The organism is Pseudomonas sp. TNT2022 ID642, assembly GCF_028656995.1.
Classification (GTDB): Bacteria; Pseudomonadota; Gammaproteobacteria; order Pseudomonadales; family Pseudomonadaceae; genus Aquipseudomonas.
In genome coordinates, this window is record NZ_JAMDGW010000007.1 from 135658 (window position 1) to 160217 (window position 24560).

A 24560-nucleotide genomic window follows, 5' to 3' on the forward strand; every position below is an offset into this window, starting at 1 on the left:
AATCCGCTCTAGCCAGCAACCACGAAGATGATAATCGGCCCGCACACCGCCAGCAGCACATTGGAAATCGCATAGCACACGGTGAAACCGATCACTGGAGTATTACTCCCCGACTGCTCGATGATCTTGTTCATCGATGCCGCTTCCGTCTGCGCACCGGCCAACGCGCCAAACAGAATCATCGGGTGCAAGCGCAGCACATAGCGACCGAAATACAACGCCACCAGTGGCGGCAAAATCGTCACCACTGCGCCGGACAGCAGCAATGCCAGCCCCTGCTCTTTCATTGCGGCAAACGCCGCCGGCCCGGCGAGCAAGCCGACCACGGCGCCGAACGCGGTCAGGCCAAACTCGGAAAACGCCCATTGCGCCGCGGGCGGCAGCGCGCCGATTTCCGGGTGGCGCGAGTTGTACCAGCCAATCACCAGCGCGGCGACCAACACCCCGCCGCCGATGCCCAGTTCCACCGGGATCATGCCGACATGGGTCGAGAGCAGTCCCAACAGTGAGCCCAGTACCATGCCCAGGGTGTGCATGGCGATGTCACTTTTGTAGTTGTTCTTGCGGATCCGCCCCAGGCGTTTGGCGATGGCTTCGACACTGGCCGTGCGCCCGGTCAATGTCAGCACGTCGCCACGGCGTAACACCGTGTTCGGCAGCAAGGGCAGTTCGTAGCCCTGCCGGGAGATGGTGTTGACGAAGCACCCCAGGCGCCCATCGCTGGCCAATCGGGTTTTCGCTTCATGAATGGTTGTGCCGGCAAACTCCGCCGAGGTCAGCACAATATCCACTTCGCGCGTCGGGAATGACAAGGACTCGGGATGATCGATCTCCGGCCCGACCCAGTGACTCAACGTGCCCACTGCGTCGCGCAAGGCATACACGCCCACCACATCGCCGGCCATCAGCACGAAGAGTTCATCGCGCTCGATGATTTGCCCGGCCCGCACCACACGCTCGACCGTCAATGAGTCATGCAGCTTTTCAAAATCGATGATGCGCTGGCCATCCGCCTGGCCATTGCTCGCCACTTGGTGAGCCCGCACGACGATGCGCGTGTAGGGCACGGTGATCGCCTCTTCTTCCTTGGCGATGCCCAGTTCCAGCTCCAGTTCACGCGCCGATTCGCGCAGATTCACCCCAAGCAGTTTCGGCGCAATGCTGCCGACAAACACAATCAAACCGATGGTGCCGAACAAGTAGGTAATCGCGTAAGCAATCGCCATGTGGCTGTTGAGTTGCGCCTTGGCTGCGGAATCAATCGTCAGTTGATTGATCGCGCTGGTCGCGGTGCCCATGATCGCCGTGTCGGTCAGCGCCCCGGCACCTAGGCCTGCGGTGAACCCGGCGTCGAAATCGAACACCGAGTACATCAATAGAATCGCCCCCAGCGCAGTGGCGCACAGCACCACCGAGAGCAGCACCAGTTTCAGTGTGCCGCGATTGAGGCTGCCGAAAAACTCCGGGCCACTCTTGAACCCGACGGCGTAGATGAACATCACGAAAAACACTGACTTCAGGCCCGCCGGCACTTCCAGACCGATCTGCCCGATCAGCAAACCCATCAGCAGTGCACCGGCCACCGAGCCGAGGTGGAAGCTGCCGATGTGAATCCGGCCGATAAACACGCCCAGGGCAATCGCCAGGAACACCGCGATTTCCGGGTCGGTGCGCAAGGCGTGCAGGATGAATTCGAGCATGGGGCGAACTCCTTTGAGCGGCGGTCACTGATCCTTCGGTTCTTGCGCGGGTGCGGTGTACCACTTTTCTCGCGGCACCCACTTTTCGCTCTGCGGATCGCCCAGATAGTGCGGCGACATGATCTGCACGCCGTATTCGTTGAACACGTCCTGGATATTGGCGTGGAGCATGCTCAGCAGCACCGCACGCGGGCGCGGCTGGCTCGGGATCGCTTGTGCGACCAGCCGGTATTCCGGGTAGAAATCCGACAACGCGGTCTGGAACACCTGCGCCGGCGGGTCTTCGAGAATCCCAGGCGTACGCTTCGCCGCTTCCAGCAACATCGCCTCGACCTGACGCCATGGTGTGTCGTAGCCAATGGTCACAACCGTATCCACCACATAACCGGGGCCTTGCACGGTGCGCGAGTAGTTTTTGGTGACCGTGCCAGTGATCATCGAATTGGGCAGCGTCAGCACTTCCCCCAGTCCGGTACGAATGCGCGTAGTGAACATGCCCAGTTCGGTAACCGTGCCTTCGTACTCGCCGATTTTCACGAACTCGCCGGGGCGTAAGGTGCGCGTGTAGGTGAGGATCAACCCAGCGGCGGCCTGCCCCACTACGCTGGTCGCGCCGAGGGAAATCATCAGGCCGATCAGCACCGACAAACCCTTGAAGGCATCGGTGCCGGCGCCGGGCAGATACGGATAGGCCATCGCCAGAGCAAACAACCAGACCGCCAGCGCCGTCAGGCGTTGGGTCGGTTGCAGGGTTTCGTGGTTGAGCCAGCTGAATGTCCCCGGTGTAGCCATGCGGCGCAGGATGCGTCGGGTGAACGCAGTGACGCCACGGGCGATAAAGAAAATCGCCAGGGCCACGCCCAGTCCGGGAATCGCATCGACGATGCCTTGCAACAGATAACCGGCCAGCTCGAACAGATAGTTATTGAGGCTTTCGCCCCATGGACGCGTGTAGGGAAAGCGCGACAGGACAAAGCCCAGCCATTCATAGGTCAGCAGCAAAATCAGCAGCCAGCGCAGCAGCAACAGCAGACGGCTGACCAGCGGATAGAGGAAATTCGAGTCGATCAGTTGCACCCGTCCGACCTTCAGCGCTTGGGTGTGGCGATCCATCAGTTCGGGAAGTTTTGCCAGCAATTTGCGGCGCAAATACGCCAGGCCCCAAAGCAGCGCGAGGTAAATCAGCGTGGCGACCGCAGCCAGTGCCAACGAACGCAGAATCAAGTCGAGACTGCGCGCTTCGCGGGTTTCATTGACCACTTGGCGGAGTTTTTCCGCCGCGCCCTCGGCAGCCTGTTGCACCGATGAATAGGCCAGCGTGTCGATGTCCTTGGGCGCGACGATGAAGGCGCGTTTAGAACCGATCAGCACCAGATAGCTGTTCTGGATCGGATCAATGCTGACGTTGAGGTCCTCGCCTTCATCCAGCGCCTCACTGATGACCATTTTCGCCCGTTTGACCCGCGAGGCCGGCGCTTCGCCGAGGATGGTGGCGCGAAACAGCATGATGCTGCGGTTGGCGACCTTCAGCTCAACCGCCTCGTCGGCCGGTTTTGTTGCCTCATCAGCCGCCCAGCCGAGCCCACACCAGAGCGCCGCAAACACCACTATCCAAACCGCCAGCAGCCTGCTTCGCATGCGCCTGTTTCCTTACGCCCAAGTGTCAGAGAGGGATACGTAAGGCAGCGTAGTTGAGCGATGAACGGTTGTCAGATTCCCGCGCACCGATAAGTGTCACGGCAGATTTTCTTTGCGCTGGCTCTCCAGAAGCTCGGTGACATCGGCCGGTTGATACACCCAGCCGATGAACAACTCATAACCGACCGCCAGAATCACCGGGCCGATGAACAGACCAATAATGCCGCTGGTAACCATGCCTCCGAGCGCACCGATCAGTACCACCGGCATCGGCACCGCGACGCCGCGTCCCAGCAACATCGGCTTGAGCACATTGTCGGAAAGCCCGGCAATCGCCATCCACGCCGCAAAAATAATCGTGCTGGCGCTGACCCCGTCCTGCGCGAAGACGTAAATCACCACGGGCAGCGTGATCAGCAATACCGGCAATTGCGTGATGCCCAGCAGCAACACCATCAACGCGATAATCCCGGCGGCAGGGACACCCATGACCACCAACGCAACCCCGACCAGCAACATCTGAATAAAGGCGATACCGACCACGCCCTGCGCCACGGCGCGGATGGTTGCCGTGCACAGTTCGGCGATTTGCGGGCCACGCACCGGACCGGAAATGCGTGTGGTGATGGCCACTGCCGTGCGATGCCCGCGCTCGCCGTGGGTCATGACCAAACCGGCGATGATCAGCGCAATCACAAACACCACGATCCCGGCACCGACGCCAGCGGCTTGATGCAATAACACTTTGCCCCAGTTGGACAGGTGCGGTGCCAGCTCCTTGAACGCCCAGCTCAAGTCTTGCGAGGCGTGTTGCCAGATGCCGTAAACCGGCGCGCCAATCAGCGGCCAGTTCTCGACGCTGGCCGGTGGTGGCGGGATCTCGAACTGGCCTGCCTCCATCGTGTGCATGCCGACTTTCACCGAATCGGCAACGGAAGCCCCGAGCAGGCTCAGCGGCACCATCAGAATCAACAACCCCAGCAGCACCAGCAAGATCGCCGCCCAACCGTAGCGGTTGCCAAGCTTTGCGCCGAGCTTCTGATTGAGTGGATACAGGGTGATCGCGAGGATCAGCGCCCACAGCATGACATTCAGAAACGGATGAAAGATGTCGTAGCAGAACAACACCAGAATGGTGATCAGACCCGCGCGTATCAGTACGTCCAGCAGTGCTCTGGAACTGTGAAAGGTGATCAGCGGTTTTTCTTCCATGTCGGCGCTCCTGATTGGGCCATCGATGAACCGCTGTGAGCCTAGTTCACATCCGGTACATCGTCTCGACTGGTGCGCACGCCAATTCGCGACTAAACCTGAAGGCTGATCTGCATTGATAAGGAATTCGCGATGAAGTCGACGCACTCACTGATCATTCTTGCGCTGGCAGGCACTGGCGGTCAGGTACTGGCGGGCGGTATTGATCTATATGAAGCGGGTCAGGAAGGCGCGGGGCTGGCCAATGCCGGCTCGGCGGCGCTGGCCACTGACCCGAGCGTGTTGATGAGTAACCCGGCCGGCATTGCTGCACTCAAGGGCACGCAAATCAGCCTGACCGGTCAGGCCATATTCGGCGGTCTGGGTTTTGATCGCGACAGCGACAATGACTTCTCCGGCAACGAGGGCGGCAATCCCCTGCCGATCCTCCCGGGTACCAGTTTCTTTATCAGCCATGAGCTCAATGATCGCGCCAGTATCGGCTTCGGCATGTATGGCAACTTCGGTCTGAGCGTGAAATACGACGATGACTGGGCCGGGCGCTACTTCAGCCAGGAATCGACATTGATCGGCATTTCGATGCAGCCGACTTTCGCTTACAAGATCACCGACGATCTTTCGATGGGCATCGGCCCGCGTCTGGTCTACGGCTACTACTACACAAAAATGGCCATCGACAATAACGCCTTCCTGCCCGGCACGCCGTTTCAGGAGGATGGCAAGTTGCAGTACAAGGACACGGACATCGGCACCGGGATCAACCTCGGCCTGCGCTACCAGTTGAACGAGCGCACCACCGTCGGTCTGGCCTACACCAGCAAAGTCAAACTGGAGTTCAAGGACTCACCTTCCGTGCATGGTGTGCGCAATCCGCTGCTCAATTTCGCGCTGTCGAGGCTGGATGTCGACGAGCTGGAAATCGACATGAACATTCCGCAGACGGCGACCCTGAGCATTGCCCATCAGTTGAACGAACAGTGGACCCTGCTGAGTTCGGTGAACTGGCAGGACTGGAGCGATTTTGCCGACATCGGCGTGTCGGTGGACAGCGCCGCCGGCGACGTTTCACGTTCGGTGGTTCGCAAGTATCAGGACACCTGGCACCTGTCGATCGGTGCGCAAAACCAGATCAGCCCGAAACTGCGCTGGAACATGGGCGTGGGCTACGACAGTTCTGCTGTGAAGGACAAGGATCGCACCGTCGACAACCCGATGAACGAGACCTGGCGGCTGGCGACCGGGCTGAGCTACAAACTGGCTGAAGACACCGACCTCAACCTCAATTACACGCTGGTCTGGCTGGGTGACATGGACGTTCAGCAGACCAAGCGCAATGGGCAGACGCTGTCGGGGAGTTATCCCAATAGCGCGCTGCACATTGTTGGCGGTGGCGTGACATGGCGGTTTTGATCGAACCGATCAGCGCGCAAGCATGCCGTGACACAACAGATTCAGAACCCCGCGCATGTGCAAGGCGTGCGCGGTGCGGTCCGGATTTTCCTGGGTTGCCAGTCGAATGAACGCCATGTTCGCGTATTGGTTGAACAGCGTGGCAACCACGTCGATATCGATCGATTCACGCACCTTTCCCGCTTGCTGGAAATGCAGGAGCAGCGCTTTGGTTTCTTCGATCACGGCCGCGTTCCATGGACTCATCGCCTCGGCCAATTCTCCGGTCAGCAGAAACGGCGCCAATTCGCGCCACAACGAAGCCGGCATCGCCTGTAGCTGGTAATCGGTCATCAACCCTTCGAACTCGCACAACGCCTCCAGCGGATCGCTGTCCTCGTCCAGATTCGCCCGCGCCTCGCGCATGGCTTGCTCGTCGGGTTGCTTGAGCAAGGCCAGCAGAATCTCCTGCTTGCCGCCGAAATAATTCACCACCGTTGGCGCGGAAACGCCCGCCTGCACGGCGATCTGGTCCAGCGTGGTGGCCGCAAAGCCGTTGCGCTTGAACAACTCGAGCGCCGCCTCGGCAATCACCTGCCGGCGCTGTTCCTTCTGCCGCTCTCTGAGTCCGCTCATGTTGCCTCTGATGTTCCTTGCCAATGGCCCTCAGCCTACGGAGATCTTTTTTCATCGACAAATATTTTCTTTACAAAAATATTTTTAGATGACAAAACTTTATCCGTGCAGCGCTGTGACGAACGCACTCACTTGCCCTTTGCTCTGGAGATCCGCCATGTCCGCCGAATTCGATTCGACCCGCAGTACCCGCGATTACCAAGCCTCTGACGCTGCTCACCACATCCACGCGTTCGTCGATCAAAAAGCCCTCAACGAGGAAGGCCCGCGGGTGATGGTCAGCGGCGATCGCTTGGCACTGTGGGACAACGACGGCAATCGTTACCTGGACGGCATGTCCGGTCTGTGGTGCACCAACCTTGGTTACGGGCGCAAGGATCTCGCCGCTGCTGCGACTGCGCAGCTGGAACAACTGCCCTACTACAACATGTTCTTCCACACCACTCACCCGGCGGTGATCGAGCTGTCCGAACTGCTGTTCAGCCTGCTGCCCAAGCACTACAGCCACGCGATCTACACCAACTCCGGTTCCGAAGCCAACGAAGTGCTGATCCGCACCGTGCGCAAGTTCTGGCAAGTGATGGGCAAACCCGAGAAGAAAATCATGATCGGCCGCTGGAACGGCTACCACGGCTCGACTCTGGCCGCGACGGCGCTGGGCGGGATGAAGTTCATGCACGAGATGGGCGGCACCATTCCTGATGTGGCGCACATCGATGAACCGTACTGGTTCGCCCACGAAGGCAACCTCAGCCCGGAAGAATTCGGCCTGCAAGCGGCGCGACAACTGGAAGACAAGATTCTCGAACTGGGCGCCGACAAGGTCGCCGCGTTCGTCGCCGAACCGTTTCAGGGCGCGGGGGGAATGATCATTCCGCCGGCCACTTATTGGCCGGAAATCCAGCGTATCTGCCGCCAATACGATGTGCTGCTGTGTGCGGATGAAGTGATTGGCGGTTTCGGTCGCACCGGTGAATGGTTTGCCCATCAGGCATTCGGTTTTGAACCCGACACCCTGTCGATCGCCAAAGGCCTGACCTCGGGTTACATCCCTATGGGCGGTTTGGTTCTGTCGCGGCGCATGGCCGAGGCGCTGGTGGAGAAAGGCGGCGTGTTTGCCCACGGCCTGACTTATTCCGGGCACCCGGTGGCGGCGGCCGTGGCGATTGCCAACCTCAAGGCCTTGCGTGATGAGGGCGTGGTCACACAGGTGAAAACCGACACCGGCCCGTACCTGCAAAACTGCCTGCGCGAGGTGTTTGGCAATCACCCGTTGGTGGGTGAGATTCAGGGGGTTGGCCTGGTGGCGGCGCTGCAGTTCGCTGAAGACAAGGCCACGCGCAAGCGCTTTGCCAATGAAAACGATATTGCCTGGCGTTGCCGCACGATTGGCTTTGAAGAAGGGCTGATCATTCGTTCGACACTGGGGCGGATGATCATGGCGCCGGCGTTGGTCGCCACGCGCACGGAGCTGGATGAGTTGATCGACAAGACGCGGATTGCGGTGGATCGGACGGCGCGGGAGTACGGGGTGCTGTGATCGTCTGAGGACGTACCTGTCTTCTGGGAACGCAACAAATCCCTGTGGGAGCTGGCTTGCCAGCGATGGCGATAGTTCAGACACTTCATTATCGAATGGGCTGGCCCCATCGCTGGCAAGCCAGCTCCCACATGGATCTACAGCGGACACGAATTCTGCATACCCCGCAGCCCCCTGTAGGATTGAGCCTGCTCGCGATGGGGGCCATTGAGGTAGAAAATCGGTGGTAGATCGTTCCCGCCGATTACTCCATGCGCCGCTTGGTGTTAAATAGGCGCCAGTCTTAACCTTGTCGCTTATAGCTGTGCAACGAGAACCGATATGAACACCCATTCCAAGAAAAGCACCCGAATTCAAACAGCGGTGAGCGCATGATCGAAGTCACCGAAGTTTCCATTGCCCAACTGCGCGCCGCGCTGGAATCGGGCAAGACCACCGCAGTCGAACTGGTGCAAGCCTATCTCGCACGCATCGATGCCTACGACGGCGCCGACACGCCCACCGCGCTGAACGCCGTGGTCGTGCGCAACCCTGAAGCATTGAACGAAGCTCGGGCGTCCGATGCCCGTCGTGCCGAAGGCAAAACCCTCGGCCCGCTCGACGGCATTCCCTACACCGCCAAAGACAGTTATCTGGTCAAAGGCCTGACCGCTGCGTCCGGCAGCCCGGCTTTCGCTGATCTGGTCGCTTATCGCGACGCCTTTACCATCGAACGCCTGCGCGCGGCCGGGGCGATCTGCCTGGGCAAGACCAACATGCCGCCGATGGCCAACGGCGGCATGCAACGCGGCGTCTACGGTCGCGCTGAAAGTCCTTACAACGCCGATTACCTGACCGCGCCGTTTGCCTCTGGCTCGTCGAACGGTGCCGGCACCGCCACTGCTGCGAGTTTCGCTGCATTCGGTCTGGCTGAAGAAACCTGGTCGAGCGGGCGTGGCCCGGCGTCGAACAACGGCCTGTGCGCTTACACCCCGTCGCGCGGCGTGATTTCGGTGCGTGGCAACTGGCCGTTGACGCCGACCATGGACGTGGTCGTGCCTTACGCGCGGACCATGGCTGACCTGCTTGAAGTCCTCGACATCGTCGTCGCCGAAGACCCGGACACCCGTGGCGACCTCTGGCGCCTGCAACCTTGGGTGCCGATCCCGAGCGTCACCGAGGTGCGCCCCGCCGCATACGCCGACCTGGCTGCCGACGCTAAAGCGCTGGCCGGCAAGCGTTTCGCCGTGCCGCGCATGTTCATCAATGCCGACCCTGAAGCCGGTACCAGCGAAGCGCCGGGCATCGGTGGCCCGACCGGCCAGCGCATCAACACCCGCGCGTCCGTGATCGACTTGTGGAAGCAGGCGCGTCAGGCCCTCGAAGCCGCCGGTGCCGAAGTCATCGAAACCGACTTTCCGCTGGTCTCCAACTGCGAAGGCGACCGCCCCGGCGCGCCGACCGTGTTCACCCGGGGCCTGGTCTCCAAAGAGTTCCTTCACCATGAGCTGTGGGACCTGACAGCATGGGCGTTCGACGACTTCCTGCAAGCCAACGGCGACCCGAAACTCAATCGTCTGGTCGACGTCGACGGGCCGAAAATCTTCCCGCACGAACCGGGCACTCTGCCTAACCGTGAGGGCGATCTGGTCGCCGGCATGGACGAATACGTGCGCATGGCCGAGCGCGGAATCACGCCGTGGAATGAAATTTCCACCGTGCCCGACGGCCTGCGTGGCCTGGAGCAGACCCGACGCATCGACCTCGAAGACTGGATGGATCAGTTGGGCCTCGACGCCGTGCTGTTCCCGACAGTGGCCGACGTTGGACCAGCGGATGCGGACGTCAACCCGGAGTCGGCCGACATCGCTTGGAGCAACGGCATCTGGGTAGCCAACGGCAACCTCGCGATCCGCCACCTCGGCGTACCGACCGTTACCGTGCCGATGGGTGTGATGGCCGACATTGGCATGCCAGTGGGCCTGACCTTCGCCGGCCGCGCTTACGACGACTCGAACCTGCTGCGCCTGGCCGCCGCGTTTGAATCGACCGGCAGCAAACGCCAGATCCCGCCACGTACGCCGCCGCTGGCGTAACGCGCTTAAAACTGTAGGAGTGAGCCTGCTCGCGATGGCGATGTGTCAGCTTGGATAAACTTGACTGACACACCGCCATCGCTGGCAAGCCAGCTCCCACAGGTTTCAGCTCCAGTCCCAAAATCCTCATTCAACCCAAATCCCCTGTGGGAGCCACAGTTTTTTGTGTGATGCCAAGATCGGTGGGGACACCATAGGCCCCTGTGGGAGCTGGCTTGCCAGCGATGGCGTCAGCGCATTCCCAACCTCATGACCTGACAGCCACAATAATTCAGCACATCCGCTCAATCCCCTGCCCTGCAAACACTCGATCATCCCGGCCACCTTAATTGCCGCTGGCCACTGACCATGATCGACAGCACCCCTTCGCGCCTCACCCTGCTCGCGCTGCTCTGCGGTCTGACCACCACCGCCCACGCCAGCGGTTTCTTCGACGATGCCAAAAGCGAAGTGCTCAGCCGCAACTTTTACCTGAGCAACGATTACCGCTCGCCCTCACCCTCCGGAAAAAACTACAAACAAGAATGGGCTCAAGGCTTTATCGGCACCTTCTCATCCGGTTTCACACCCGGCACGGTCGGATTCGGCATTGATGCTCACGCATTCGCCGGACTGAAACTGGACGGCGGCAAGGGCCATTCCGGCACTGGTTTGCTGCCAGTCGACAGCGATGGCCGCAGCGAAACCGACTACTCCAGTGCCGGCGGCGCGCTCAAATTTAAGGCGTCGCGCACCACCCTCGCCTTCGGAGAAATGACCGTGGAAACCCCGGTATTCGACACCTCCGACAAACGCCTGCAACCGGAGTACGCCACCGGTTTTCTGCTCAACAGCGCCGAGTTCGATCACCTCAATCTGGTCGCCGGGCATTTCACAGCGTTCAAGAATCAGGACAGCTCATCCGGCAAAGGCGACTTCTACGGTTACGGCGCCAATACCGAGGCCGGCGGCATCAGTTTTCTCGGCGCCGACCTGTTCACCGGCAGCCCCGTCGGCGGCGCGTTGTACGCCTCGGAACTCACAGACACCTGGCATCAGTACTACGGCAATCTGCACTTCAAGCAGTCCGGCGTGCTGCTCGACGCCAACCTCTACCACACCCGCGACACCGGCAGAGCGCTGGCCGGCGCCATCGACAACAGCGCGTTCAGCCTCTCCGGCAAATACACCTTGGGCCCGCACGCGGTGATGCTTGGCTGGCAACGGATCAATGGCGACACGCCGTTCGATTTCGTCGGCGGCGACTCGATCTACCTCGCCAACTCGATCAAATACGCCGATTTCAACGGCGCCAACGAACGCTCATGGCAGGCGCGCTACGACCTCGACCTCGGCGCCGTCGGCATCCCCGGCCTGACCTTCATGACCCGCTACGTCAGCGGCAGCCACATCGACGGCACCCACGCGCCCAAGGGCGGTGCCTACAATCCGTTCGACGCGCAAAGCGACAGTTACCAGCCGCAGCAAGGTGACGGCGGCAAGCACTGGGAGCGCGATATCGATTTGAAATACGTCGTGCAATCGGGCGCGGCGAAGGATTTGTCGGTGCAGGTGTCGCATGTCTCGCACCGGGCTAATGAGGCGCAGGCCGGCGATGACATTGACCGCATCTATGTGGTGATCCAGTACCCGTTGGGTTTCTAACCCACCGCCCATCCCGATTTGAAACGCTATCCCCTGTAGGAGTGAGCCTGCTCGCGATAGCGTCTTTTCAGCAACATTCATGCTGACTGATACACCGTTATCGCGAGCAGGCTCACCCCTACAGGTTTCTGCGGCGATCACCAGGCTGTGTTTACACCGCCGAACCTGTGGGAGCGAGCTTGCTCGCGAAGGGGCCAGTGAAGTCAGCGCAAATCGCCTTTTAAACTCAGGCGTTTAAAAGACACCTTCAGACACGCCTTTCAGGCTACAAATTCTTGCGCCATTACCTACAGCTACGCCAGAATCCGCCGGCTTGTGCGCCTTGGGGGCGGGTTCTATTGTGGTGCGGTCGCTGACAAATCAGCGATCGGGTTTCGCAGCCCGGATCAATCAAGGCGCACAGCGCACCCAATCGTTGCTATCAAGATTTATGCAACGGTGCTTCATGGCGGCTGTGCGCGGGATACCTTCGGGTATGCCGGGTACCTTGATTCCCGGTCTGCGAACCTGCGTACAGCTGCCACCTCTCTTCGTTTCGCAGCGAAATGTGGCGGCTTCAGTAATCAAGGAGCTTTACCCATGATCAAACCAACACCCAACCCGCCCGAAATCGACCTCGCCTCCCCCTACGAGTCCTTAGATTCAAAAAAGCTCAACGACGCCGCTGAACGCGCGCTCGATCACTATCTCTGCCCACCCGGCTCCACCCCACCACCACGTAAAACCCGCCGGATGTACGCCGTTAACGCAGATTTCAAAAACGAGGAGTTGCTGGCCGACGCCAGCGAAACACTCGCCTCCGCCAGAACCATCGCTCATGACTTCGCCCACCTCGTACCCGCGTCACAGCGCAGGACGCTTTTGGGGATCGCGCAGCTGATCATGCTGGGGGAGCTGGCGGTGAATAGGGTGATGGATAATCTGGAATTGCCGAATTAGTTCGGGTACAGATCGTTCCCACGCTCTGGGTGGGAATGCCTCAACGGACGCTTCGCGTTCGGCTCTGGATGGGACGCAGAGCGTTCCGGGCTACATTCCCACGCAGAGCGTGGGAACGATCAACACCGGCAAGATCAAAAGATCGCAGCCTTCGGCAGCTCCTACATAGATCGGTGTCGGATCTGCCGAAGGCTGCGATCTTTGGCTTTTGGCAAACTGGCGGAACGCGTTATCAGATATCAGGGACAAACCCCGTTTGCCCCCAGACCTTTGCCCGACTTTTCGTCTTTTAAACTTCAGTGTTTAAAAGACAACTCCAGACACGCCTTCAAGGCTACAAATTCTTGCGCCATTGCCTACAGCTACGCCAGAATCCGCCGGCTTGTGCGCCTTGGGGGCGGGTTCTATTGTGGTGCGGTCGCTGACGAATCAGCGATCGGGTTTAGCAGCTCGGCTAATTTCAAGGCACGCGAGTTTCGCCAATACGTTATGGCGGCTTTGCGTGGGGCACTTCGGTGCGCCGGGATCCTTGAGCCTGGTCTGCTAACCCGCGTACAGCCGCCACCCTATCCGTTTAGCAGCGATGGATGACGGCTCCATATCTCAAGGAGCTACACCATGATCAAACCAACACCCAACCCACCCGAAACCGATCTCGCCTCGCCCTACGAATCCCTCGATTCAAAAAAGCTCAACGACGCCGCCGAACGCGCGCTTGATCACTACCTCTGCCCACCCGGCTCCACCCCACCACCGCGTAAAACCCGCCGGATGTACGCCGTTACCGCCGACTTCAAAAACGAAGAACTGCTTGCCGATGCCTGCGAAACACTCGCTTGCGCCAGAACCATCGCTCATGACTTCGCCCACCTCATCCCCGCGTCGCAGCGCAGGACGCTGTTGGGTATCGCGCAGTTGATCATGCTCGGCGAACTGGCGGTGAATCGGGTGATGGATAATCTGGAGTTGCCGTAGTAGCGGGGATACAGATCGTTCCCACGCTCTGCGTGGGAATGCCTCAACGGACGCTCCGCGTTCGGCTCTGGATGGGACGCAGAGCGTCCCGGGCTGCATTCCCACGCGGAGCGTGGGAACGATCAACACTGGATCGGGGAGGCCCGGAGGAAAAACTGGCGGAAGGCAGCCGGAGTCGAACCTGCCCGGGAACGGATGCCGTCCCCAACCGGGTTTGAAGCCCGGCCGCGCCACCGGGCGCGATTGCCTTCCTTGAACTCATTGGGCGTCGGCGTGGGCCAGCGCGTTGTCGGGGCGGATCTGGCGGGATTCGCCGAGGCGTCGGGTCAGGCCGACGCGGTCGAAGTATTCGAGGTACTGAATACAGCGTTTGCGTCCCAAGCCTAGCGCATCGCGGAAGGTTGTCACCTGGATCTGCGGATTTTCCTTGGCGAGTTTGAGCAGCACGTCGGCCATTTGGCGCAGTTGCACGTCACTCAAGAACAGGTCGCGCACGACTTGGTGCGTCAGACCGAGTCGCGCCAGTTTGCGCAGCAGCAGACGTACGACGGCATCGTCGTGACCGAGCATTTTCGCGATGTCGCGTACCCACGGTGGGTCAAATCCGGCGTTTTCGAACAGCGGTTGTAATGCCTGCCAGAGGCTTTCGTCCTCGGCATTCAGGCGCACCTGATGATCCGGCAGGTGCAGCCACGGCCCACTTGCCTGAATCGATCCGGCCGCCAGCAATTCATCCAGCAAACTGACAAACGTCGAACGCTCCAGCGCCAGACCACTGAAGCGCCGCAAGCGATCGCGATCGGGGCCCATCTGGTCGGGTTCCAGTTCGTGGAACTGCGCCAGTTGCTCCAACAGGGTGAACTTCAGCTGTGCCCAGCGCTGCACGTTGAACAGCAGCGGGCCTTGACGTGTGTCGATGAAGCGGACGTTTTCCGCTAATGCCCAAGTCGAGCGCGGGCGATTGAATTGGCGTTCCAGCCGCAACGGGTCGAGGCCACCCGCGCTGTAGTTGAGCAGTACGGGCAAGACCTGTTCGAACTCGTCGCCCGAGACCAAGGCGCGCAGTTGCTCAAGACGTTCCGGGCTACGACGTTGTCGCGCCGGGGCGAATGGGTCGAGGACCTGGCCGCCACCCAAGGTGCGTTGCGCGCTCTGATCACGCAGGATCAGGCGATCGCCCTTCACCGCGTGCACCGGCGCATTGATCAGCAGTTGCGCGAACATGCGCTCGCCGGGACTCAAGCGCGGACCTTCGAGCAAGGCCACCCGGGCGATGACATCCTGCGTGCCGAGATGCACGTGCACCGGGTGAAAGTGTTCGAAGGTGCGTTCGCCGGGCAGCAGTTGAAATTCAATATCGATTCGTTGTGTCGGCGCATGCAGCCATTCGCTCAGCAGCCACTGGCCGCGATGGATCTGCGCCAGTTCAAGGCGTTCACCCGTCAGGTTCAACGCCACCCGCTGACCAGCGAAGGCTTGCTCGGCGGGTTGATTCTGCGCATGCAGGCCGCGCACTCGCACGGTTTTCCCGGCTGGCCCGAGGGTGAGTTTGTCGCCGATGGCCACCGCGCCGGACAACGCCGTCCCCGTGACCACAATCCCCGCGCCGGCGACGCTGAACGCGCGGTCGATGGCCAAGCGAAAACCACCGTCACGACTGCGTTCATGCACTTCGCTTTGCGTCTGCAGCAACACCTCGCGCAGTGCCTCAATGCCCTGCCCGCTCAGGCTCGATATGGTCAGGATCGGCGCGTCGGCGAACGGTCCCGGGGCGAGCAGATCCAGCACTTGGCGCTGTACCTCTTCCACCCTGCCCGACTCTGCGCGGTCACATTTGGTGATCGCCACCACAGCGCGCGGGATGCCGAGCAGTTCGACAATTGCCAGATGCTCGCGGGTCTGCGGCATCACGCCGTCATCGGCGGCGACCACCAGCAACACCAAGTCGATGCCTTGCGCGCCGGCGAGCATGTTGTGGGTGAATTTCTCGTGGCCGGGGACGTCGATAAACCCGGTCAGCCCCGCGCCCGGCTCGAGTTCAGCGTAGAGATAACCCAGGTCGATGGTCATGCCACGCTCGCGCTCCTGCGGGCGGCGGTCGCCGGTTTGTCCGGTCAGCGCTTGCAACAGCGAGGTCTTGCCGTGGTCGATGTGCCCCGCCGTGCCGACGATCACGGGTCGACCTGCAGGCGCGGCAATTGCCCGAGCCACGCCGGCTCATCGTCGAGCTGACGCAAATCCAGCCACAGCGCATCGTCGTCGATGCGCCCGAGCACCGGGATCGGCAAGGCCCGCAACGCCGCTTCCAGATTCAGCAGACAACGCCCGCGCAAACGCTTGGAGACTTGCGGGCGCATACACAATGCCGCACTCGGTAAACGCGCCACCGGTTGGCTACCGCTGCCGATCATGCCCAAGGCCTCGACTGCACTGACCTGCCAGCGCTCACCTAACAAGTCAGCCATCAAGGGCTGCAAACGTAAGGCCTGGGCGAAGATGTCAGCTTGCGGGCGGGTCAGCAGGCGCAAACTCGGCAGCCGTTCAGCGAGACGATCCGGATCGCGATACAAACCCAGCACCGCCTCCAGCGCCGCCAAGGTCAACTTGTCCACCCGCAGCGCGCGTTTCAGTGGGTTTTTCTTGATCTTCGCGATCAGTTCTTTGCGCCCAACGATCAACCCGGCCTGCGGGCCGCCGAGCAACTTGTCGCCACTGAAGGTGACGATATCCGCGCCATCCAGCAGCGCTTGCCGCACCGTCGGTTCCGCCGGCAATCCCCAACGGGTCAAATCCAAAAGGCTGCCACTGCCCAGATCTTCCAGTAGCGGCAAACCGTGTCGGTGGGCCAACTCGGCCAGCTCAGCCGTCGGCACGCGGGCGGTAAAACCTTCGATGCTGTAGTTGCTCGCATGCACGCGCATGATCAAACCACTGCGTGGGCTGATCGCCGCTTCGTAGTCGCGGGCATGGGTGCGATTGGTCGTGCCGACTTCGTGCAGGCGCACGCCGGCGCGGGCCATGATGTCGGGGATGCGGAAGGCGCCGCCGATTTCGATCAGCTCGCCACGGGAAATGATGCCTTCCTTGCGCGCGCCGAGACTGTTGAGTGTCAGCAGCACGGCGGCGGCGTTGTTATTGACCACGGTGACGGCTTCGGCGCCGGTCAGTTCGCGGATCAGGCCTTCAATCAGATCATCACGATCACCGCGCTTGCCGCTGGCCAGATCGAATTCCAGATTGAGCGGATAACGCGCGGCCATTTGCACCGCTTCGATGGCTTCTTCGGGCAACAAGGCGCGACCAAGGTTGGTGTGCAGCACCGTGCCGGTGAGGTTGAACACCCGGCGCACATGGCTGCGTTGTTGCTGGGCCAGGCGTTCACTGACGCGGCCAGCGAGCACTTCGGGGCTGATTTCCACGGCCGACAATTGCCCGTTCAACACACCGGGGCGCAACTCATCGAGCAACTGACGCAAGCCCGTCAGCAGCGACTCACGCCCGTGACGCTCAAGCAAAGGTCCACACGCCGGGTGACGCAACACACCATCAATGGAAGGTAACCGCAGGGACATCAGCCACTCCTGGAAACAGATCACTGGGCCACGCAGTGAAAAACAAGAGTGTAGACCTTGATGTCATTCGTCTCCCGGAGCCAGCAACAGATTCGGCGCCAGACGTTGATAACCGTCCTGGGCCAGACGCATATCGAGCAGCAAACTGCTGAGATCCGCTGACAACGCCTCGGCATCGGCATCGTTCTCCAGATACACCAGTTTCAGATAACTGTTACAGCCCGGACAGACTTCCGCCCTTAACGGCGCCTGATTCGCGGCATGGCGATCGTCCTCAAGGCTCAGATAATCCAGACCCTTGCTCGACTCGCAATACACGCACTTCACCCGCACCACATGCCATTCGCAGGCACACAGCGAACACACCAGATAACGCAAACCGTTGTGCTTGCCGCGATGGCGAATCACACCCGCCATCGCCGGTGAACCGCAGGCCGGGCATTGGCTGAGGCTGTCGCCGGGTTTCAGTTGCAGATTCGCCGCGCTGAGCAGCCAGTGACTCCACGCCACTTGCAGCGCCGCGCCGAGGAACGGCACCAACGCCGCCGGCACCAGCGAATATTGACCACTGATCAAGGCCACAGCCCACGACCGTAACTGGCCGGGGCTGGCAACCCGCAATGTCGTCAGCGCATCAATGACGGCGGGCTGTTCATCAGGCATATAGCGCTGCAGTAGCGCATCGAGATACACCTGCCATGCGTCTTCGCGCACCAACGTGTCCGCCGCAAACGGCGGCAAACCATGCTGCTGACAGGCTTCAATCCGTTGCTGATCAAACGGCGCCGTCAGCGGCGGGTCATCAAACACCTGCTGCTGCACCCGGCACAACCCGGCAATCAGCCGCAGATACTCAGCCAGCGCATGCCCCTCGGCCAGTTGCTCCAGTCGATCAGCCCGCAGCGCAAACAGATTGTGCGGCGGCAGATGCAAAAACGGCGGCGAACTCGCCGCCGCTTCGATTTCCCCAGGTTCAAGAATGGTTGGCAAAGGTCAGCCCTTTTTGGTGATCGGTCGCTCCGGCACGTCCGGTTGGCGGTCATCGCGGGTCACCTCGCGATACCAGAGTTCATGGTGTTTCTTCGCCCAGGCGCGGCTCACCCAGCCGTGCAGCATCGCGTCCACCGAGCCTTTGATCCACAGCCCGGCGTAGATGTGAATGATGATGCTCAGCACCAGAATAAACCCGGCCAGCGCATGCAGCAGCATCGCCCAGCGAATCACGGTGATGCCGAAATACGCACTGAACCAGGCGCGCCAGATCACCAGCCCGGTGAACAGCAACCCCAGCATGCATAGCAGTAAAGTCCAGAACAGCAGCTTTTGCCCGGCGTTGTATTTGCCCACTGGCGGCACGCTTTCTTCATCGTTGACCAGCACCCGATCAATGCGGCGCATCCACTTGCCGTCGTTGCTGATGAAGAAGTTGGCGCGCCAGAAACTCAGCACCAGACCGAGGAAAAACACGAACATGGCGATGCCCATGTATGGATGCAGAATCCGCGTCCACGGCCCGCCACCGAACAGGTTGCTCAACCAGAACAGCGACGGATGAAACAACGCCAGCCCGGACAGCCCAGCCATGAAAAACAGGATCGCCACCAGCCAGTGATTGGTGCGCTGGTTGGCGGTGTAACGCAGGATCGTCTTGTTGCTCATGGCCGGTCCTCCCCGCGTGGATCGAAGGTGTGCACCGCCGGATCGACGACGTGCACCGAGGTGTCAGCTGGTGTCGGGTGTTCATCCTCTTCCACCCGATTCGGGCCGATACGCACGTAATGGAAGAACCCGGCCAGCACCGCCGCGCCCATGGCCAACAGGCCCAGCGGTTTGCTGATGCCTTTCCACAAGCCCACCAACGGACTGATTGCCGGATCTTGCGGCAGGTTGGCGTAGATCGTCGGCGTGTCGGCGTGGTGCAGCACGTACATCACGTGCGTGCCGCCAACGCCTGCCGGGTCATACAGACCGGCGTTTTCAAAGCCACGGCTCTTCAGGTCGACGATGCGTTCGGCGGCGTGTTCCTTCATGTCTTCCTTGGTGCCGAAAACGATGGCGCCGGTCGGGCAGGTTTTCACGCAGGCCGGTTCCAGCCCTACCGCCACGCGGTCCGAACACAAGGTGCATTTGTAGGCCTTGTGATCTTTCTGCGAAATGCGCGGAATGTTGAACGGGCAACCGGTGATGCAATAACCGCAGCCGATGCAATGATCCTGATCGAAATCAACGATGCCATTGGCATGTTTGATGATCGCGCCGGGACTCGGGCACGCCGCCAGACAACCCGGTTCGGCGCAGTGCATGCAGCCATCCTTGCGAATCAGCCACTCGAGGTTGCCGGCGTCGGTTTCGTGCTCGGTGAAGCGCATCAACGTCCAGGTTTCTGCGCTCAGATCCTGCGGGTTGTCGTAGGTGCCGTGGTTGTGGCCGACCTCGTCGCGCAGCTCGTTCCATTCCGAGCAGGCGACCTGACAGGCCTTGCAGCCGATGCATTTGGTGGTGTCGATCAGCTTGGCCACCGCCTCCTGATTCCTCACCGACGGCGGCACGGTCGTGGTGGCCGAGCGGGCAATGATGTCTTGGCTGGCCATTTATAGTTTCTCCACGTTGACCAGGAATGACTTGGATTCCGGGGTCTGTGTATTGCCATCGCCGAGGAACGGCACCAGGGTGTTGGTCAGGTAACCGTGACGCGTCAGGCCGGTGAATCCCCAGTGCAGCGGGATGCCGATCTGATGCACAACCTGGCCGTTGACCTGCAACGGCCGGATCCTTTTCGTCACCACCGCCACCGCTTCGATAAAGCCGCGTTTGCAACTGACCCGGACGCGATCACCGGCAGCGATGCCCTTCTCTTTCGCCAGCACTTCGCCGATTTCCACAAACTGCTCAGGCTGGGCAATCGCGTTCAACTTGCAGTGTTTGCTCCAGAAGTGGAAATGCTCGGTGAGCCGGTAACTGGTGCCGGCGTACGGGAAGTCCTTGGCCTCGCCGAGGGTTTCCCAGACCGAATCGAAGATCCGCGCCGCCGGGTTGCTGGTGGCTTTCTTGTTTTGCGGGTGCAGCGGGTTGATGCCGATCGGCGTTTCGAACGGCTCGTAGTGCTCAGGGAATGGCCCCTCGTTCATCTTGTCGACGGCGAAGAACCGCGCGACGCCTTCGGGGTTCATGATGAACGGGTTCATCCCGGCTTCCGGCGGCACGTCGGCCTTGTAGTCCGGCACGTCGGTGCCGCCCCAGGCCTTGCCGTTCCACCACACCAAGCGCTTTTTCGGATCCCACGGTTTGCCGGCGACGTCCGCTGAAGCACGGTTGTAGAGAATCCGCCGGTTGGCTGGCCAGGCCCACGCCCAGCCGAGATGCTGATGCATGCCGAACGGATCGGCGTTGTCGCGGCGGGCCATCTGGTTGCCGGCCTCGGTCCAGCTGCCGGCGAAGATCCAGCAGCCAGAAGCCGTGCTGCCGTCATCCTTGAGCAAGCCAAACCCGGCCAGTTGCGAACCGGCCTTGACCGCGGCACCCGTGGCGTTGGTGAAATCGGCCACGGCACTGCCGTTGATTTCCTTGGCCAGTTCTTCCGGCGAAGGCTCGTCGGGGATCTTGTACGGCCACGTCAGTTTCAGCAGCGGATCGGGGAATTTGCCGCCTTCGGCCTGATAGCGCTTGCGCAACCGCAGGAACAGTTCGCTCATGATGCGAATGTCGGTCTGCGCCTCGCCCGGGCCATCGGCACCTTTCCAGTGCCATTGCAGCCAGCGACTGCTGTTGACCAGCGAGCCGTCCTCTTCGGCAAAACAAGTGGTGGGCAGGCGAATGACTTCGGTCTGGATCTCGGCGCTTTTCACATCGTTGTACGGCCCGACGTTGTGCCAGAACTCCGAGGTTTCAGTGGCCAGCGGATCCATCACCACCAGCCATTTCAGCTTGGCCAGTGCGCCCATTACGCGGTTTTTGTCCGGCAGCGCGGCGATCGGGTTGAAGCCTTGGCAGAAGTAGCCGTTGACCTTGCCTTGGCTCATCAGGTCGAACATCTTCAGGACGTCGTAGTTGGGGATGTCGAGCTTCGGCAAATGGTCGTAGCACCAATTGTTCTCGACGGTGGCGTTTGCGCCGTACCACGACTTCATCAGGCTGACGTGGAATTTGCTGTAGTTCTGCCAATAGGACAATTGCCCCGGCCGCAGCGGCACTTGCGTACGTTTGTGAATGAACTGGGCGTAATCCTGCTCGGTGTCGCTGCCCAGCGTCAGATAGCCCGGCAGCGCATTGGAGAGCAAGCCAAGGTCAGTCAGCCCCTGAATGTTCGAGTGACCGCGCAAGGCGTTGACCCCGCCACCGGGCATGCCGACGTTGCCCAACAACAGTTGCACCATCGCCGCGCTGCGGATGATCTGCGCGCCGATCGAGTGCTGGGTCCAGCCGAGGGCGTAGAGAATCGTCATGGTCTTGCCCGGGATCGAGCAGGTGGCGATCTCTTCCCAGATTTTCTGCATGGCGTCGACCGGCATGCCGCAGATCTGACTGGCAAGGTCGATGTTGTAGCGGCTGTAATGCTGCTTCATCAATTGATAAACGCAGCGCGGGTCTTGCAGGGTCGGGTCGACTCTGACGAAACCGTCCTCGCCCAGTTCGTAACCCCAGCCGGACTTGTCGGTGTAGCTGCGCTTGGCGACGTCGTAACCACTGAAGATGCCGTCTTCGAAGCCGTAGCCTGCTTTGACGATGAACGACACGTCGGTGTAGTTGCGCACGTATTCGTGCTGAATCTTGTCCTCGGTCAGCAGGTAATTGATCAGCCCGCCCATGAAGGCGATGTCGGTGCCGGTGCGGATCGGCGCGTAATAGTCGGCCACGGACGCGGTCCGGGTAAAACGCGGATCGACCACGATCAGCCGCGCAGCGTTGTGCGCCTTGGCCTCGGTCACCCATTTGAAGCCGCACGGATGCGCTTCTGCTGCGTTGCCGCCCATCACCAGGATCAGATTCGCGTTGGCGATATCGGTCCAGGTATTGGTCATGGCACCACGGCCGTACGTCGGGGCAAGACTTGCCACCGTCGGGCCGTGTCAGACACGCGCCTGGTTATCGAACCCCAGCATGCCAAGACTGCGAATCACCTTCTGGGTGATGTAACCGGCTTCGTTGGACGCGGCCGATGCGGCGAGGAAACCGGTGGTCAGCCAGCGATTCACCGTTTGCCCGTTGGCATTTTTCTCGATGAAGTTGGCGTCGCGGTCGGCTTTCATCAGGTCGACGATGCGGTCGAGCGCTTCGTCCCAACTGATTCGCGTCCATTCACTGCTGCCCGGTTTGCGCGTTTGTGGGTAGAGCAAACGGCCGGGGCTGTGAATGAAGTCGAGCAGGCCTGCGCCTTTCGGGCAGAGGGTGCCGCGGTTGACCGGGTGGTCGGCGTCGCCCTCAATGTGAATGATGCTTTGCGCTACGTTCTTCGCGGTATCGCCCTGGCTGTACATGATCAACCCGCAACCGACCGAGCAATACGGGCAGGTGTTGCGGGTTTCATGGGTGTGGGCAAGCTTGAAGTGGCGCACCTGCTCGGCGAAGGCTGGCGTCGGGGCCATGCCCAACGCGCCCAGGCTCGAGCCTGCAAGGCCGATACCGGCGACCTTGAAGAACTGACGACGGCTGAGATCCATCGTGCACTCCTGATCAGGTGGAACCCGGTACTGGTGCCGGGTTTTATCTGGACAATCACGGTTGCGGCAAACGTCTGCCGACTTTTTCACTGTAGACAATGACCACACGATCTGTGTGAAAACCGACCGTCGGCCGTTTGTCAGGCAATACACAAATCTGTGTAGGAGCTGCCGAAGGCTGCGATCTTTTGATGTTGCTCTTTAAAAACAAAATCAAAAGATCGCAGCCTTCGGCAGCTCCTACAGGGGTTGTAGGTTTATCATGCCCGCAGGACCATTCCCGCCTTCACGAGACCGCGCATGACTTTCGATTTTGATCAGGTATTCGACCGCCACAACACCGGCAGCACCAAGTGGAGCCGCTATTCGGCCGATGTGTTGCCGATGTGGGTCGCTGATATGGATTTCGCCGCGCCACCGGTGGTGATCGAGGCGCTACAGCAACGCCTTCTGCATCCGCTGGTGGGCTACAGCGTGGCGCAGGACAACTTGCGTGAAGCCATCGTCGCCGACCTCTGGGCCAAGTTCGCCTGGAAGGTCAAACCGCAAGAGCTGATTTTCCTGCCGGGCGTCGAGTCCGGTTTCAACATGGCTCTGAAAGCGCTGGTGCAGCCGCAGCAGAACGTCGTGGTGCAAGTGCCGAATTACCCGCCGCTGCGTCACGCGCCGGGGCATTGGGATTTGAACAAGGTGGAGCTGGAGTTCGTCGCGCAGGCTGACGGCACTTACTCAACGCCGCTGGACGCACTGCGTGAGTCGCTGAACGGTGGCGGCGCGCTGTTGCTGAGCAACCCGCACAACCCGATCGGCAAGGTATTTGGCCGTGACGAGCTGCAAGCCGTGGCCAACATCTGTGCGGCGCAGGACGCCTGGATCATCTCCGACGAAATCCACGCCGAACTGTGCTTCGACGGTCGCGTGCACATTCCGACCGCGTCGCTGAGCACGGAGATCGCCGAGCGCACCATCACCCTGATGTCGGCGAGCAAGGCGTACAACATCGCCGGCCTGAAGACCTCGTTCATGATCATCCAGAACGCCGCCCTGCGCGAACGCGTCAATCACGCCCGTTGCGGCATGGTCGACAGCGTCAACCCGCTGGGCATGGAAGCCACCCGCGTCGCCTACAGCGAAGGTGCGCCATGGCTGGCCGAGTTGAAAACCTATCTGCAAGCCAACCGCGACTGGCTGGTGGAAGCGGTACGCAGCCGCTTGCCGGGTGTGACCATCAATGTGCCGCAGGGCACTTATCTGGCGTGGCTGGATTGCTCGGCGCTGGACCTGGACAACCCGCAGCAGTTCTTCCTTGAGCAGGGCAAAGTGGGGCTCAGCCCCGGTCTGGACTTCGGCGATCAACACCAGCAGTTCGTGCGCCTGAACTTCGGCTGCCCGCGATCGTTGCTCGAAGAAGGGATCGCCCGTATGGAGCGCGCCCTGACTACACGCAATACCTGAAACCACCACATCCCCCTGTAGGAGCTGCCGAAGGCTGCGATCTTTTGATCTTGCTTTTTAAAAGATCAAAATCAAAAGATCGCAGCCTTCGGCAGCTCCTACAGGGAATTTGCGTTACGTGTAAATCC

At 60.7% G+C, this 24560-nt stretch carries 17 protein-coding genes and 1 tRNA gene; 7 read left to right on the forward strand and 11 right to left on the reverse strand.

The genetic code is table 11. The features are described 5' to 3' along the window. Positions 1-8: 8 nt before the first annotated feature. The 3 genes from aspT to M5G26_RS06580 form a co-directional block, all read right to left on the reverse strand. On the reverse strand, positions 9-1700 hold the full coding sequence (gene aspT, locus M5G26_RS06570) for an aspartate-alanine antiporter (RefSeq protein ID WP_273914771.1): 1692 nt from the start codon (positions 1698-1700) through the stop codon (positions 9-11). Positions 1701-1724: 24 nt separating this feature from the next. Next, positions 1725-3338, reverse strand: a complete 1614-nt coding sequence (locus tag M5G26_RS06575) for a mechanosensitive ion channel family protein (protein WP_273914772.1) — start codon at positions 3336-3338, stop codon at positions 1725-1727. Between the two features lie 96 nt (positions 3339-3434). Continuing rightward, positions 3435-4550, reverse strand: coding sequence for an AI-2E family transporter (locus tag M5G26_RS06580; RefSeq protein ID WP_273914773.1), 1116 nt, complete (start codon positions 4548-4550; stop codon positions 3435-3437). A gap of 132 nt (positions 4551-4682) precedes the next feature. On the opposite strand from M5G26_RS06580, the gene M5G26_RS06585 reads away from it, so the two are divergent. Continuing rightward, a complete protein-coding gene (locus tag M5G26_RS06585; protein ID WP_273914774.1) occupies positions 4683-5960 on the forward strand; it encodes an OmpP1/FadL family transporter in 1278 nt (425 codons plus the stop codon). A 9-nt stretch (positions 5961-5969) separates the two neighbouring features. On the opposite strand, the gene M5G26_RS06590 is transcribed toward M5G26_RS06585, so the two are convergent. Beyond that, complete coding sequence (locus tag M5G26_RS06590) at positions 5970-6575, reverse strand: TetR/AcrR family transcriptional regulator (RefSeq protein WP_038361583.1); 606 nt, start codon at positions 6573-6575, stop codon at positions 5970-5972. A 157-nt stretch (positions 6576-6732) separates the two neighbouring features. Between M5G26_RS06590 and M5G26_RS06595 the strand changes: the two genes are divergently transcribed. The 5 genes from M5G26_RS06595 (at position 6733) to M5G26_RS06615 (ending at position 13748) form a co-directional block, all read left to right on the forward strand. After that, a complete protein-coding gene (locus M5G26_RS06595) occupies positions 6733-8115 on the forward strand; it encodes an aspartate aminotransferase family protein (RefSeq protein WP_273914775.1) in 1383 nt (460 codons plus the stop codon). A gap of 371 nt (positions 8116-8486) precedes the next feature. Continuing rightward, positions 8487-10190 (forward strand): amidase, encoded by a 1704-nt coding sequence (locus M5G26_RS06600; RefSeq protein WP_273914776.1) that lies wholly within the window; start codon positions 8487-8489, stop codon positions 10188-10190. Between the two features lie 348 nt (positions 10191-10538). Continuing rightward, positions 10539-11834, forward strand: coding sequence for an OprD family porin (locus M5G26_RS06605; RefSeq protein WP_273914777.1), 1296 nt, complete (start codon positions 10539-10541; stop codon positions 11832-11834). A 579-nt stretch (positions 11835-12413) separates the two neighbouring features. Continuing rightward, positions 12414-12773 carry a DUF6124 family protein gene (locus M5G26_RS06610; RefSeq protein WP_273914778.1) on the forward strand — a complete coding sequence of 120 codons (360 nt, stop codon included), beginning with the start codon at positions 12414-12416 and terminating at the stop codon, positions 12771-12773. Positions 12774-13391: 618 nt separating this feature from the next. Continuing rightward, the gene (locus M5G26_RS06615) at positions 13392-13748 is read left to right on the forward strand and encodes a DUF6124 family protein (protein ID WP_273914779.1); all 357 of its coding nucleotides are present in this window, start codon (positions 13392-13394) and stop codon (positions 13746-13748) included. Positions 13749-13904: 156 nt separating this feature from the next. Here M5G26_RS06615 and M5G26_RS06620 read toward each other — a convergent pair. From M5G26_RS06620 to fdnG, 7 genes are all read right to left on the reverse strand, one after another. Next, positions 13905-14000: transfer RNA gene (locus M5G26_RS06620), tRNA-Sec, on the reverse strand. 6 nt (positions 14001-14006) lie between these two features. Then, complete coding sequence (gene selB / locus M5G26_RS06625; RefSeq protein ID WP_273915158.1) at positions 14007-15923, reverse strand: selenocysteine-specific translation elongation factor; 1917 nt, start codon at positions 15921-15923, stop codon at positions 14007-14009. After that, positions 15920-17323: an L-seryl-tRNA(Sec) selenium transferase gene (gene selA, locus M5G26_RS06630; RefSeq protein WP_273915159.1), complete on the reverse strand. Its 1404-nt coding sequence runs from the start codon at positions 17321-17323 to the stop codon at positions 15920-15922. Before selA ends, selB begins: the two co-directional genes overlap by 4 nt. 60 nt (positions 17324-17383) lie before the next feature. Further along, positions 17384-18310 carry a formate dehydrogenase accessory protein FdhE gene (gene fdhE / locus M5G26_RS06635; RefSeq protein ID WP_273914780.1) on the reverse strand — a complete coding sequence of 309 codons (927 nt, stop codon included), beginning with the start codon at positions 18308-18310 and terminating at the stop codon, positions 17384-17386. A 3-nt stretch (positions 18311-18313) separates the two neighbouring features. After that, positions 18314-18979, reverse strand: coding sequence for a formate dehydrogenase subunit gamma (locus tag M5G26_RS06640; protein WP_273914781.1), 666 nt, complete (start codon positions 18977-18979; stop codon positions 18314-18316). Continuing rightward, the gene (gene fdxH, locus M5G26_RS06645) at positions 18976-19911 is read right to left on the reverse strand and encodes a formate dehydrogenase subunit beta (RefSeq protein WP_064389913.1); all 936 of its coding nucleotides are present in this window, start codon (positions 19909-19911) and stop codon (positions 18976-18978) included. The genes M5G26_RS06640 and fdxH overlap by 4 nt, the downstream gene beginning before the upstream one ends. Further along, complete coding sequence (gene fdnG, locus M5G26_RS06650; protein WP_273914782.1) at positions 19912-22977, reverse strand: formate dehydrogenase-N subunit alpha; 3066 nt, start codon at positions 22975-22977, stop codon at positions 19912-19914. A 300-nt stretch (positions 22978-23277) separates the two neighbouring features. On the opposite strand from fdnG, the gene M5G26_RS06655 reads away from it, so the two are divergent. Beyond that, entirely contained in the window at positions 23278-24432 is a 1155-nt protein-coding gene (locus M5G26_RS06655; RefSeq protein WP_273914783.1) for a MalY/PatB family protein, read from the forward strand. Positions 24433-24560: the final 128 nt, after the last annotated feature.